This is a genomic window from Vibrio sp. 2304 (assembly GCF_033339475.1).
GTDB lineage: Bacteria > Pseudomonadota > Gammaproteobacteria > Enterobacterales > Vibrionaceae > Vibrio > Vibrio alginolyticus.
In genome coordinates, this window is sequence record NZ_JAWOUQ010000005.1 from 202,318 (window position 1) to 215,619 (window position 13,302).

General features: G+C 44.9%; 9 protein-coding genes. 4 read left to right on the top strand and 5 right to left on the bottom strand.

The genetic code is table 11. The annotated features are described in order from the left end of the window. Window positions 1-410 precede the first annotated feature (410 nt). Together R7P64_RS12350 and dacB are read left to right on the top strand one after the other, a co-directional pair. The gene (locus R7P64_RS12350; protein WP_005380064.1) at window positions 411-1,433 is read left to right on the top strand and encodes a porin; all 1,023 of its coding nucleotides are present in this window, start codon (window positions 411-413) and stop codon (window positions 1,431-1,433) included. A gap of 186 nt (window positions 1,434-1,619) precedes the next feature. Then, the gene (dacB, locus tag R7P64_RS12355; RefSeq protein ID WP_047102636.1) at window positions 1,620-3,041 is read left to right on the top strand and encodes a serine-type D-Ala-D-Ala carboxypeptidase; all 1,422 of its coding nucleotides are present in this window, start codon (window positions 1,620-1,622) and stop codon (window positions 3,039-3,041) included. Here dacB and R7P64_RS12360 read toward each other — a convergent pair. Together R7P64_RS12360 and tyrS are read right to left on the bottom strand one after the other, a co-directional pair. Continuing rightward, on the bottom strand, window positions 3,020-3,865 hold the full coding sequence (locus R7P64_RS12360) for a magnesium transporter (protein WP_047102637.1): 846 nt from the start codon (window positions 3,863-3,865) through the stop codon (window positions 3,020-3,022). The genes dacB and R7P64_RS12360 overlap by 22 nt on opposite strands. A gap of 419 nt (window positions 3,866-4,284) precedes the next feature. After that, window positions 4,285-5,472 carry a tyrosine--tRNA ligase gene (tyrS, locus tag R7P64_RS12365; protein WP_017820416.1) on the bottom strand — a complete coding sequence of 396 codons (1,188 nt, stop codon included), beginning with the start codon at window positions 5,470-5,472 and terminating at the stop codon, window positions 4,285-4,287. Between the two features lie 130 nt (window positions 5,473-5,602). On the opposite strand from tyrS, the gene R7P64_RS12370 reads away from it, so the two are divergent. Then, a complete protein-coding gene (locus R7P64_RS12370; protein WP_318119058.1) occupies window positions 5,603-6,895 on the top strand; it encodes a peptidoglycan DD-metalloendopeptidase family protein in 1,293 nt (430 codons plus the stop codon). A 64-nt stretch (window positions 6,896-6,959) separates the two neighbouring features. On the opposite strand, the gene vmeK is transcribed toward R7P64_RS12370, so the two are convergent. The 3 genes from vmeK to erpA form a co-directional block, all read right to left on the bottom strand. Then, on the bottom strand, window positions 6,960-10,064 hold the full coding sequence (vmeK, locus tag R7P64_RS12375) for a multidrug efflux RND transporter permease subunit VmeK (RefSeq protein WP_104979664.1): 3,105 nt from the start codon (window positions 10,062-10,064) through the stop codon (window positions 6,960-6,962). A 9-nt stretch (window positions 10,065-10,073) separates the two neighbouring features. Continuing rightward, entirely contained in the window at window positions 10,074-11,189 is a 1,116-nt protein-coding gene (locus R7P64_RS12380) for an efflux RND transporter periplasmic adaptor subunit (protein ID WP_318119059.1), read from the bottom strand. Window positions 11,190-11,294: 105 nt separating this feature from the next. Further along, entirely contained in the window at window positions 11,295-11,636 is a 342-nt protein-coding gene (erpA, locus tag R7P64_RS12385; RefSeq protein WP_005380031.1) for an iron-sulfur cluster insertion protein ErpA, read from the bottom strand. A gap of 246 nt (window positions 11,637-11,882) precedes the next feature. On the opposite strand from erpA, the gene hemL reads away from it, so the two are divergent. Beyond that, entirely contained in the window at window positions 11,883-13,178 is a 1,296-nt protein-coding gene (hemL, locus tag R7P64_RS12390) for a glutamate-1-semialdehyde 2,1-aminomutase (protein ID WP_005380032.1), read from the top strand. The last annotated feature ends 124 nt before the right edge of the window (window positions 13,179-13,302 follow it).

Sequence of the window (13,302 nt, forward strand, 5' to 3'; positions counted from 1 at the left end):
GCAAGACTATGCCTTTTCGGCATAATGATATAACTCACTTTTAGAGCGGTTCTAGGGCGAATCACCTTCTCAATTTATTGAAAAACAACACTGTTCATTACACCAAAAACCTCAAAAAAGATAAAAACTAATCAATGTCAGGCCAATGTCATTGCCAATAATTTCAATCAAAAACAGTAATTTAAATAAAAACAACGCACAATTGAACAGTGTTCATCAGTGGGATTTATATCATTTTACTAACTCATACGGAAACTTTAGCAGTAAAACATGTCCAGCGAGTTGTTAGATCAATGGCTTACAAGTGCGAACTATATCGCTCAATTAGCCAATTTTGGACCAACAACTTGTGAGAGATCACCTCTCCCCCATACAACAATGATTATGGACAGCTAACTAGGACAAATAAGATGAAAAAGACTCTAATTGCTCTTTCTGTATCTGCAGCAGCTATGGCAACTGGCGTAAACGCAGCTGAACTTTACAACCAAGACGGTACTTCTCTAGAAATGGGCGGCCGTGCTGAAGCACGTCTATCTATGAAAGATGGCGACGCTCAAGACAAATCTCGCATCCGTCTAAACTTCCTTGGTAAACAAGAAATCAATGACAACCTATACGGTGTTGGTTTCTGGGAAGGTGAATTTGAGACTGCTCAAAACGGTACTGTAGACGGCGACGACAAGAGCGATCTAGAAACTCGTCTTGCTTACGCTGGTCTTGGCGGTGCTTACGGTGAGTTCGCATACGGTAAAACTGAAGGTGCACTAGGCGTTATCACTGACTTCACAGATATCATGGCTTACCACGGTAACTCTGCAGCAGACAAACTAGCTGTATCAGACCGTACAGACAACATGATGGCTTACAAAGGCCAGTTTGAAAACCTAAGCGTAAAAGCAAGCTACCGCTTCGCTGATCGTATGGAAAACAAAAACACTGGTGAGTACTACGACAACAAACAAGACGGTTACTCTCTATCTGCAATCTACGCTCTAGCTGACACTGGTCTTGAGCTAGGTGCTGGTTACGCAGATCAAGACAAAGCTAACGAGTACATGCTAGCTGCATCTTACACAATGTCTGATCTTTACTTCGCTGGTGTATTCACTGACGGCGAGAAAATGGAAGATTCAAACAACAGTAACACAGTTGATTACACTGGTTACGAGCTAGCGGGTGCTTACACTCTAGGCCAAACAGTATTCACAACATCATACAACAATGCAGAAACTAACAACGAAACTTCTGCAAACAACTTCGCTGTTGATGCTTCTTACTACTTCAAGCCTAACTTCCGTGGTTACATTTCTTACAACTTCAACCTGATTGATGCAGGTGACAAGTTTGGTTCAACTGACACTAGCAAAACAGTTGCAACTAAGATCGATGCTGAAGACGAGCTAGCTCTAGGTCTACGTTACGACTTCTAATTCCGGTCTTTGACTAGAATATCGAATGCCCGCTTTAAGCGGGCATTTTTTATACTTCATTTTAAGCAGCGCGCCTTTCTCTCGTGTCTCATTCATGAAGACATTTGAAGCATTTCTTTAGTTACCTAGCATATTGAAAGGACTTGCGTATACTCAATCACATAACTCACCTTAGAAAGTATCATTATGCGTTTACGTTGGCCCTTGCTCATATTCTCTTCATTACTTTCTGCTTTTTCACAAGCGTACCCTCATCAAGAGGTGTTGCCTGAAGGCGCCCGCATCAGTTTAGTTGCGGAAAAACTCAGTGAAAATGCTGAGCTTGACGGTGTTCATCCTACCGAACAACTGTTCCCACCAGCGAGTACATTAAAAATCGTCACCGCATTAGCCGCGAAGTTAGAACTGGGTGATAACTTCCGGTTTCGAACCAAGCTGGAAACATCGAACTCAGATGCAGTGATTTACTTTGTCGGCGACCCAACACTCCAAACCAACGACTTAAAATCAATCCTCACTCTAGCTAAGAAAAATGGCTTAAAACGGATTAACGGTGACCTATGGCTCGATAACAGCGCATTCACTGGTTATAACCGTGCGGTGGGCTGGCCGTGGGATATCTTGGGAGTTTGCTACAGCGCTCCGGCATCGACCATCACACTCAATAACAACTGTGTACAAGCCTCTATCTATACACAAAAAGATGGTGGAACGCGGGTCTACGTACCAGAGCATCAACCTATTCGTGTCACAAGTACCGTAGAAACAGTTTCTAAAACCATTAAGAAAAGTCGTCATTGTGACTTAGGTTTAGTTGCAAATCCCGATAACAACTACAAGCTAACAGGGTGCTTGGTTGAAAGAGACAAACCATTGCCACTGAAATTTGCGGTTCAAGACCCTGAGCGTTACACCAGTCAAAGGTTGGCGACTTTGCTCAAGGAGCTCAACATTGGGGTATCAGGAAAGATTAGGGTCGGTACAGCGCCAGAAAAGCAGCGAAAGCTCATCGCAATGCATCAATCAAAGGCCTTACCAGACATTCTTGAAGATATGCTCAAAAACTCTGACAACTTGATTGCCGACACATTAACCAAAACACTTGGTGCTAAATTTTTCGTTCAGCCAGGCAGTTTTACTAACGGTACAGAAGCGATCAAGCAGATCATTTTCGCCAACACTGGTATTGATATTCGTAATGCGCGCCTAGAAGACGGCTCAGGACTTTCGCGAAATAACCGGTTCTCCGCGACCAAGATGGCTGAAATGCTGCGCTATATTTGGAAGCATGAAAACGAACTCAAATTGATTGCCATCATGCCGAAATCAGGTGAATCCGGCACATTAAAGTACCGACAAAGTATGCGAAAACTTCCAATTAAAGGACAGCTGATCGCGAAAAGTGGCTCTATCTACGGGACTTACAATATGGCTGGATATGGCTTGGATAAAAATGGTCAACCTAACACCATTTTTGTTCAGTTTGTTTCAGACTACTTCCCAGAAAAACGGGACGACAACACACCTGTCATCGCCCCGATTACACATTTTGAGCAGCTTTTTTACAATGACATTGTGAACTTTAGTCAGGTAATACCTAAGAAATAGTTCACCACGTTAAAGTAAATCCACATTCCTGAAATATCGACGATAGACGCAAGAACTGGACTCACCAATACGGCTGGGTCCAACTTGCAAGCTCGTGCAATAATTGGCAACAGCCCGCCCAATGTTGTAGAAATGGTGACTTGAATGAACAGCGCAACTGCTATTGCCAGTGCGATATCGGTCAGTTCAAAGCCTCCTGTTGATTGTCCTGCACTAAATAACATAATGCGTCCAATCATCACGATAGCGATCGCTAGCGCAATAAATAGAGCGACTCGGCTCTCTTTCCACAAAACTTCTAACCATTGGCGTTTTTTTAACTCTCCAGTAGCAAGAGCACGAATCACCAAAGTTGCTGCTTGTGTTCCTGTGTTACCACCAGCAGCTGCAATCACTGGCATGTACACTGCAAGTAAAACAAGCTGACTAAGGGTGTCCTCATACTGAGCAATGATCAAGCCTGACACTATCCCTAAAAGAGCCAGTGCAATGATCCACCCAATACGCTGCTTCACGTGCCCCAAAACACTAGTCGATAAATAACCATCGGGTGTATCAACTTCAGACATATGCAGACCCAGTTGGTGAGCATAATGACGTGCGCGTTTGTCATGACCTGCTTGCTCAAGTTGAGCAATAAGACTATTCACATAGCCGACAGAGCAATGCTGTAAAATACCTACAGCCTCATCAATCGGCATAACCGTAAGCAAATGGACTTGTTGCTCTTGCTCGTACTGCAAGAATGCATTGCGAGCTGCACCAATTTCTACTTCAGAAAAGTTTGGTGTTGTTTCAATAAAAGTGTTGTTCATTACCGTCATGGCGAATCTCCCGATTGGCATTGGTAACGACCATCGACAAAGCATGAAAAAGCCACTCTCGCACGCTAAAAGTCAGACAACAATTAAGATGCACAGAGAAAACCAATGCGAATGCACTGTCTATTCAGAATGTATGAAGGAAATAACGAGAAGAAAGTTAGAAAAGATGCCTCACCACTTAGGTAAGGCGGAGATCGCCAATACCGAAGCGGGTTATTTCGCTCCCTTAATCTTACTCACCCAACGACTGGGAGGATGGTCGGTATTGTTCATGTAAATCTCCGATAGCGCTGCCATTATTGGCAGCGCAAGTATAGTAGCAAAGTTCATCAGGTATGGAAGTTTTACTTTGCCGTTTTTGCTAAATTTTCATACAAAAAAAGCGCCCTTCGGACGCTTTCATTTGCAGTCATTATGAATTACTGAATAGTAATACGAGCAAATTTACGTTTGCCTACTTGGAACACGTAAGTACCCGCTTCTGGAGCAAATTTGCTGTCCGCAATTTTTTCACCATCAATCTTCACAGCGCCCTGCTTAACCATGCGCATCGCATCTGACGATGATGGACATAAGCCTGCTTCTTTCAACAGATTACTCACTGGGCGACCTGCGTCAAAGTCAAACTCTGGCATTTCATCAGGAATTTGGTTCTTCGCAAAACGGTTTACGAATTCTTGCTCTGCTGCATCGGCATCGGCTTCACTGTGGAAACGAGCAATAATTTCTTTTGCTAGCAATACTTTGATGTCACGAGGGTTTTTGCCCGCTTCTACATCAGCTTTGAATTGAGCAATCTCTTCCAGAGGACGGAAAGAGAGCAGCTCGTAGTAGCTCCACATTAAGTCATCAGAAATAGACATGATTTTACCAAACATTTCGCTTGGCGCTTCGCTGATACCGATGTAGTTGTTTGCTGACTTAGACATCTTCTTCTCGCCATCAAGGCCCACTAGAAGCGGCATCATCAGTACAACCTGAGGTTTTTGACCGTGAGACTTTTGCAGTTCACGACCCATTAGAAGGTTGAACTTCTGGTCTGTACCACCTAATTCAACATCCGTTTCCATTGCTACTGAGTCCCAACCTTGTAGAAGTGGGTACATGAACTCATGAATAGCAATTGGCTGACCACCCGCGTAACGCTTTTTAAAGTCGTCACGCTCTAGCATACGAGCAACGGTTTGGTTTGCCGCAAGGCGAATCATACCTTCTGCGCCCAATTCAGACAGCCACTCAGAGTTAAACTGAATTTTAGTCTTTGCAGGATCGAGAATTTTGAACACTTGCTCTTTGTACGTTTCAGCGTTACGCAATACGTCTTCGCGACTTAGCGGTGGACGAGTTGTGTTTTTACCTGTTGGGTCACCAACCATTGCAGTGAAGTCACCGATTAGGAACGTCACTTCATGACCTAGTTCTTGGAACAAGCGAAGCTTATTGAAAATAACCGTATGGCCTAGGTGAATGTCAGGTGCTGTTGGATCAGCGCCCAATTTAATACGTAGAGGACGGTCTTCTTTTAGTTTTGCGATTAGCTCCTCTTCTGGAATCAGCTCTTCAACACCGCGCTTAATCTCGGCTAGTGCAGCTTCAATGCTCGCCATTCTTGTTCACTCCCACAGATTTGGCAAAAATATAATAGCTGAACATATTACTTGAATAGCGATGCATTTTGAAACACGTTAGACTAGGTAGTTGTCACTTTTTCCGTTTAATTTAGCAATCAAGTACCTCATGCATTCGATTTTTGTCCGACTTCCACTCTTGCACAAAGTATTGATCGGTTTTTTTAGTGCGCTGATTATCTTCGCGCTCTTCTTTTTACCTGATCCGCAAGACCTAGACCCGCAGCAGAGCCGATTAAAAGTTGGTCAACATTATCCTGTGCCAGTTTCCCTCGAACTCAGTGCACTAAATAGTTCATCGCCTGCGGTTCCCGCCGTGCTACGCTGGGAGACATACAAGGTAAAAAATGGCGAGAGTGCTGCCATCTTATTTAGTCGCGTAGGGCTTTCTGCTCGTCTATTACATGAACTGGTGTCATCAGACGAAGAAGTGGAAAAACAGTTAACTCGGCTTCGACCTGGTGACCGATTGCAATTTGGTTTTGACGAAAATAACAACTTGGTGCAGCTAAGAAGAACACTAAGCGCGTTCGAGACTTTTCGTATCACATTAAAAGACGGCAAGTACGTTTCTGAAGTTGATAAAAAAGAAGTCGACTTCCAGTACAACTACGCTGAAGCCACCATCAAATCAAACTTTTGGAATGCAGGAATATCTTCTGGATTAAATGGTAACCAAATCATGGAACTGGCTGGCATATTTGGTTGGGACATCGACTTTGCTTTAGATATTCGTAAAAACGACAGCTTCCGAGTACTTTACCAAGAGGAAGTGGTAGAAGGTGAAGTAATCGGCCGTGGAAAAATCATTGCTGCGATCTTTAAAAACCAAGGCGATACCTTTACCGCAATATTGGATCAGAAAAGTGGCAAGTATTACGACGAAAATGGGCGTGCAATGAAAAAAGCATTCTTACGCGCGCCGTTGGACTTCCGTCGAGTTTCGTCTAATTTCAACCCACGCCGCTTACATCCAGTGACGGGACGCGTTCGTCCTCATAGAGGCACGGACTATGCAGCACCAGTGGGCACCCCGATTTGGGCGGCTGGTGATGGCGTTGTTCAAAAATCGTCTTACAACAAATTTAATGGTAACTACGTTTTCATTAAACATAGCAATACTTACATTACCAAGTACCTGCACTTAACCAAACGTACTGTACGAGCTGGTCAACGCGTTAAGCAAGGCCAAACCATTGGTACGCTTGGCGGAACTGGCCGTGTAACTGGCCCTCACCTGCACTATGAGTTCCTTGTGAATGGTGTCCATAAAAACCCGCGCACGGTGAATTTGCCACAATCTAAATCCCTGACAGGCAAAGCGAGACAAACTTTCATGGCAAACGCGAAAATTAGCATGGACAAGCTTGAACGCTACAGCAAACTGCTAGCAATGAAGTAAGCCAGGTATTGAAAAGGGCAGCGAAGCTGCCCTTTTTGTTTTGTCGATATCATCACGATAAAGCTTACTGTTCGGAGTGATGCTCTCTCCCGAGCATAAGCAAACACGGTGTCAGAACTAACGTTAGCAAAGTCGCAAACGCCAAACCACCCGCGACAGCGGTCGCAAGCTGAGACCACCATTGAGTGCTTGGTGCGCCAAACTCCACTTTCTGATTAACTAAGTCGATGTTCATTTCTAACACCATTGGCAATAAGCCTAATATGGTGGTCACCGTCGTAAGTAAAACGGGTCTTAAACGCTGCACACCCGTACGCAAAATAGCCTCAGATTTTTCTAAGCCACGTTTACGCATCTGATTATAAGTATCGATTAAAACAATATTGTTGTTTACCACGATACCAGCCAACGCAATCACTCCAATTCCCGACATAATGATGCCAAATGGCTTTTGGAAAATAAGTAACCCGGCGAAGACACCAACGGTAGAAAACAGCACTGCACTAAGGATTAAGAAAGCTTGATAAAAGCTATTAAACTGCGTAATTAAAATCAAAGCCATCACACCAAGCGCGACAATAAAAGCATTTTGCAAGAATGCTGATGAGTTTTCCTGCTCTTCATTTTGACCCCGAATCTTATATTCAATGCCTTCCGGTAAGTCGAGCTGTTCCATTCCAGCGGCAATCTTAGGTAACTCAAGCGCCAAATTGTAACCTTCCACCATATCCGCTTTAATATTGATAACTCGATGACCGTCGACCCGACGAATAGTGTCTTGCTTATGATCTGGTTTGATTTGAGCAAAATTCGTAATCGGTACCAGACCAGCTGCCGTTTTCACTCTCAGTTGATCAAATCGACCTATGTCGCGCTTATCTTGCGGATAGCGCACCAAAATATCGACTTCTTCATCCGCATCATCGGGCAAATAATCGCCTATTTTCAAGCCGTTCGTAACAAACTGGACGGTATTCCCGACTAAAGTAGCATCCGCTGCAAAGCGAGAGGCGTCATCTCGCTGGATATCAATTTGCCAATCAATCCCTTCCTTATTAGTGGTATCACTCAAGTTGGTCAGTGCAGGATTACCATCAGCCCAATGTCGTACTTTTTTGGCCGCTTCATCTAACGCACTAACACTCAAGTTTCGTGATGATACTTCAATCACGAGATCATGCTCGACAGGTGGTCCTGCGTCCGGGAATTTATACTCAAGTTCAACACCATAAAAGCGATCTGTCGTCTCTTTTAGTTCCTCAATAATGGTTTTCACTTTGCGTCGATACTGCCAATCCACAGGCGTTATTTGAATCTGGCCAATCTCGTCCCCATTATCGCTCGACCCCGTGCGCGTGTAGACACTTTCAAACTCGTCATGACCGAGCATCACCTTCTCGATTTCGCGCATAACAACATCTTTTTCGTGAATAGACAGGTCACCATAAGAACGAACTTTAACGGTAAAAAAGGCAGGGTCCACCTCAGGGAAAAACTCTGCACCCAAGCCAGCTTTGTTGTAAGTGAAGCCGACACCTGCCGCTAGCAGTATCGCGCTGAGTAAGACTTTCCATGGATGACGAATCGCTACCGACAGAGTCTGGTAATAAAGCTTGGTAATGCCTGTCGCTTTTTCAAAGTTGCCGTTATGCAGCTCCACCATTTCTCGCTGAGCTTTCTGATTGACGACTTGAGGCTTGCCAATGATCCCACCGATGACAGGAACGAACAGTAAAGCCATCATCAGTGAAGCGGCCAAGGTAGCAATTAAAGTAAGTGGTAAGTACTTCATGAACTCACCAGTGATGTCTGGCCAGAAAAGTAACGGAGCAAACGCAGCCAATGTGGTTGCTGTGGATGCGGTAATAGGCCAGGCCATTCGCTTTGCTGCATCTCGATAGGCTTCTTTACGTGGCGTTCCTTCTTGCATGCGCCGATCTGCAAACTCTGTCACCACAATGGCACCATCCACCAACATGCCTACTGCCATAATTAAAGCAAACAGTACGACGATATTGACCGTCAGCCCAAATACCGATAACACCAACAACCCAGTCAAGAACGATCCTGGAATAGAAATCCCCACGAGAAGCGCGGTCCTAACCCCCAATATGGCAATAATGACGATAACTACGAGGATAATTGCGGATAAGATATTGTTTTGTAGATCACTGAGCATCAATTTGACATCGTCGGATTGATCCCAAGTGTATTTAACTTGCAAATTGTCGGGCCACTCGGCGCGCTTCTGTCCCTGATCCAGTACTTCTTTTACCAGCTCAACCGTTTCAATGATGTTTTCCCCTGCCCGTTTTTTTACGTCCAAAACGATGGCAGATTCGCCATCTAAACGAGCAAAACTTTCAGGATCGCGAAATGCACGTCGTACTGTCGCCACATCGCCAAAAGTGATCACCTCTTTGCCATTCACCTTGATCGGTAGTTCAAGCACATCTTTCAGTGAATCAAAAACCGATGGGACTTTTACCGAAAAGCGTCCATACCCAGTATCGACAAACCCCGCTGCCACAACTCGGTTATTCAAGGCAATTAAATTATAGATATCCGCTTGATCGAGACCGTAGCTTTCCATCAATAGCGGATCGACAACTATCTCCACGATGTCTTCGCGATCTCCTGCGATTTCAACCTCAAGAACCTGACGGAAACTTTCCAAACGATCACGTAACGTTCTGGCAATCTGAACAATGGTTCGCTCTGGTACGGTGCCATAGAGCACAACGGTCAACACAGGCTCTTCAGATGCAAACGTGACTTCGTTTACCGTTGGCTCATCACTGTCCTCTGGTAACTTTGGCTTCGCAAGATCAACCGCATCACGCACATCTGCCATCGCTTTATCAAGATCCACTCCAACACTAAATTCCAGCGTCACCGAAGCATGACCTTCTGATGCCACAGAGGTCATCTCTTTTACGCCTTCAATAGAGCGCAACTCTTGCTCTATTGGCCGAACTAATAAACGTTCGGCATCGACGGGAGAAATGCCTTGATGCCCAACAGAAACGTAGATAATAGGAATGGTAATATCTGGGCTCGATTCCTTGGGGATAGTGACGTAAGTAATGACACCGGCAATTAAGATCATCACCAGTAATGTCAGCATGGTGCGAGCGCGGGATAACGCAGCATCAATCAGAGTGTACATAAGTGCTCCTTACTGCTCACTAGCCGCTTCAACAACTACGTCATCAACTTTATTGGCCAGTACTTGATCACCATCACGCACAAAACCTTGTCCCAGCACGATAATGTCTACACGCTCTCCTAACCCAGAGAGCCAAACGCCATCATCTTCGGCCTTAACGAGCTGAATCGGAACAAATTCAACATGCTCATTACGCAGTGTTTTAACACCTAAATTACCTTCTTCATCGAGTGCTAGCATTGCAGCCGTTATCTTTACCGCCAACAGTTCACTCAACGGCAGCTGTACTTCTGCGCTCATACCAGCAGGAATTCTTGCGTCTTGATTATCAATTTCGATTTCAATTGGAAACGTATTAGTAGAAGCAGAAGAAACACGTCCAATGTAGCGCACACGACCTTGATGATGCTGTTGGTTAATGGTTCTTACGTCGGCTTCTAGGCCTTCCTTAAGATATTGTATATGCCGTTCACTGACATTGGCTTCAATCACTAAAGTATCCAAATCAATGACCGTCGCAATAGGATCGCCAATCCCGACAAAATCACCTAACTCAACAAAGTGGTGATCTACGATGCCATCAAATGGCGCTTTAACCTCAGTATTTCTTAAAGCCGTTTGCACGTTACTCAAATTCGCACGTGCATCTACCAACGCTGCTTGCGCTGTCGCAAATGCAACCTCACCTTGCAGTCCACGACTTTTTAGCGATTTAGCTGCATTAAACTCTTTCTCTTTAACCAACAGCATCGCCTGGGCCCGTTTAAGTTGAATGCCAAGGTCGCGCTTATCGATGTTTGCGATCACTTGTCCCTGTTTGACCGCTTGGCCTTTCTTTATGTTAAGACTGACTATTTTACCGGCAACTTCGGCGCCAAGACGCGCTTGACGATTGGGCGCTGTTCGTCCATACAATTCAATGGTTTTACTGGTAGGTTCGGCAAGAAAAGTATCAAACATCACCTTTGCAAGTGGTGTCGTGTTCGTGGATGTTGAAGAGTTAGGATGATCATCTTGTGCTTTGAGTTGGCCGATGGTTAGCCATGCAACAAGAAGTAAGACGAGGATAAGAGATACTAGCCAAGGGCGCTCGACAATTCGGCGTCCAAAAGAAAGTCCAGACATATAAAGTCCTTTTTATTATTTCTCTGCATATCTGCGAGCGTGTGCTTTACGTGACATCCTTCTACATAAAGCACAGGCAGCCATTAGCTGCCTGTTAGGTGTTAATTACACACTGAACGATGCACCACAACCACATGTTGTCGTTGCATTTGGGTTATTTACGAAGAAGCGCGCTCCTTCCAACCCTTCTGTGTAGTCAACAATACCGCCAACGAGATATTGCAGACTCATAGGGTCTACAACCAGTGTTACACCACTGTTTACGATTGTTGTATCGCCTTCGTTTACATTTTCATCAAAAGTAAAGCCGTATTGGAAGCCGCTGCAGCCGCCGCCAGTAATGTATACGCGCAGTTTCAATGCTGGGTTTTCTTCTTCAGCAATCAATGCTTTAACGCGAGATGCTGCTGCGTCAGAAAAAGATAATGGTACGTTTACTTCGCTCACGAAGACCTCTCTCACTCGTGTAATGCGTCAAGCCTGAAGCAAGACGTCAAATTTGTGCTAATTGAGACGATTATCCAATACCTGACAAACTCGTTCAAGTATTCGCCGCCGATTCTTTATAACAGATGCGGATATATAAGATTACACTGCGAAACAACACATAAATTAAGCAAAACGTTTCTAACTTGATTATAGCTAGGTACAATGCGCTCCACTTGGTCCGAGCAATCAAAAGAGGATAACCCCATGACCAAATCATCAGAGCTGTATCAAAAAGCTCAGCAAACCATCCCTGGCGGTGTCAATTCACCAGTTCGTGCATTCAACGGCGTTGGCGGCTCTCCGCTATTTATCGAACGAGCAGACGGTCCACTGATTTTTGATGCCGATGGTAAAGCGTATATTGATTACGTTGGCTCTTGGGGTCCAATGATTCTTGGCCACAACCACGCGGTTATCCGCGAAGCAGTAATTGATGCAGCGCAACGCGGTCTTAGCTTCGGTGCGCCAACAGAGCTTGAAATCGCGATGGCAGAATTAGTTTCTGAGCTTGTTCCATCAATGGAGCAAATCCGCATGGTAAGTTCTGGTACTGAAGCTACGATGAGCGCGATTCGCCTTGCACGTGGCTTCACCGGTCGCGACAAGATCATGAAATTTGAAGGTTGTTACCACGGCCACGCTGACAGCTTGCTAGTAAAAGCAGGTTCTGGTGCACTAACACTAGGTCAACCAAGCTCTCCTGGCGTTCCTGCAGATTTTGCTAAGCACACGCTAACAGCAACATTCAACGACCTAGATTCTGTACGCGAGCTATTTGCTGCTAACAAAGGCGAAATTGCTTGTATCATCGTTGAGCCAGTAGCTGGCAACATGAACTGTATTCCACCAGTGGAAGGCTTCCACGAAGGGCTACGTGAAATCTGTGATCAAGAGGGCGCGCTACTAATTTTTGATGAAGTAATGACAGGCTTCCGTGTTGCTCTAGGCGGCGCGCAAGCACACTACAACATCAAACCCGACCTAACGACACTGGGTAAAGTGATTGGTGGCGGTATGCCAGTAGGTGCTTTCGGTGGCCGTAAAGAAGTGATGCAATACGTTGCACCTACAGGCCCAGTTTACCAAGCTGGTACCCTTTCCGGTAACCCTGTCGCAATGGCAGCAGGCTACGCATGTTTGAACCTTCTAAAAGAAGAAGGCAACGAAAAGCGCCTAGCTTCTAAAACGAAACAACTTGCTGAAGGTTTTAAGTCTCTAGCAGAAAAACACGGTATTCCGCTAGTTGTTAACCAAGTGGGCGGTATGTTCGGCTTCTTCTTCACTGACCAAGAAAAAGTAACTTGCTACGAAGACGTAACGAAGTGCGATGTAGAACGCTTCAAGCGTTTCTTCCACTTAATGCTAAAACACGGTGTCTACCTTGCGCCATCTGCGTTTGAAGCGAGCTTTACTTCACTCGCTCATGGTTCAAAAGAGATTGATGCCACATTAGAAGCTGCTGACCGCTGTTTTGCTGTTCTTGCAGAAGAAGCGAAATAATCGCTAAAAACGGCGATAACGCATTTAGAAAAGGACCGTAACGGTCCTTTTTTATTGCCAATTCAAAATAACCAATATCGCTAATACCCCAACGACAATGCCAAACCACGGTATTCGCTTAGCT

Excerpts from the sequence above, each read along its gene's own strand:
- R7P64_RS12350 (WP_005380064.1), top strand. The coding sequence starts at position 411 with ATGAAAAAGACTCTAATTGCTCTTTCTGTATCTGCAGCAGCTATGGCA.
- dacB (WP_047102636.1), top strand. The coding sequence starts at position 1,620 with ATGCGTTTACGTTGGCCCTTGCTCATATTCTCTTCATTACTTTCTGCT.
- R7P64_RS12360 (WP_047102637.1), bottom strand. The coding sequence starts at position 3,865 with ATGACGGTAATGAACAACACTTTTATTGAAACAACACCAAACTTTTCT.
- tyrS (WP_017820416.1), bottom strand. The coding sequence starts at position 5,472 with ATGGCGAGCATTGAAGCTGCACTAGCCGAGATTAAGCGCGGTGTTGAA.
- R7P64_RS12370 (WP_318119058.1), top strand. The coding sequence starts at position 5,603 with ATGCATTCGATTTTTGTCCGACTTCCACTCTTGCACAAAGTATTGATC.
- vmeK (WP_104979664.1), bottom strand. The coding sequence starts at position 10,064 with ATGTACACTCTGATTGATGCTGCGTTATCCCGCGCTCGCACCATGCTG.
- R7P64_RS12380 (WP_318119059.1), bottom strand. The coding sequence starts at position 11,189 with ATGTCTGGACTTTCTTTTGGACGCCGAATTGTCGAGCGCCCTTGGCTA.
- hemL (WP_005380032.1), top strand. The coding sequence starts at position 11,883 with ATGACCAAATCATCAGAGCTGTATCAAAAAGCTCAGCAAACCATCCCT.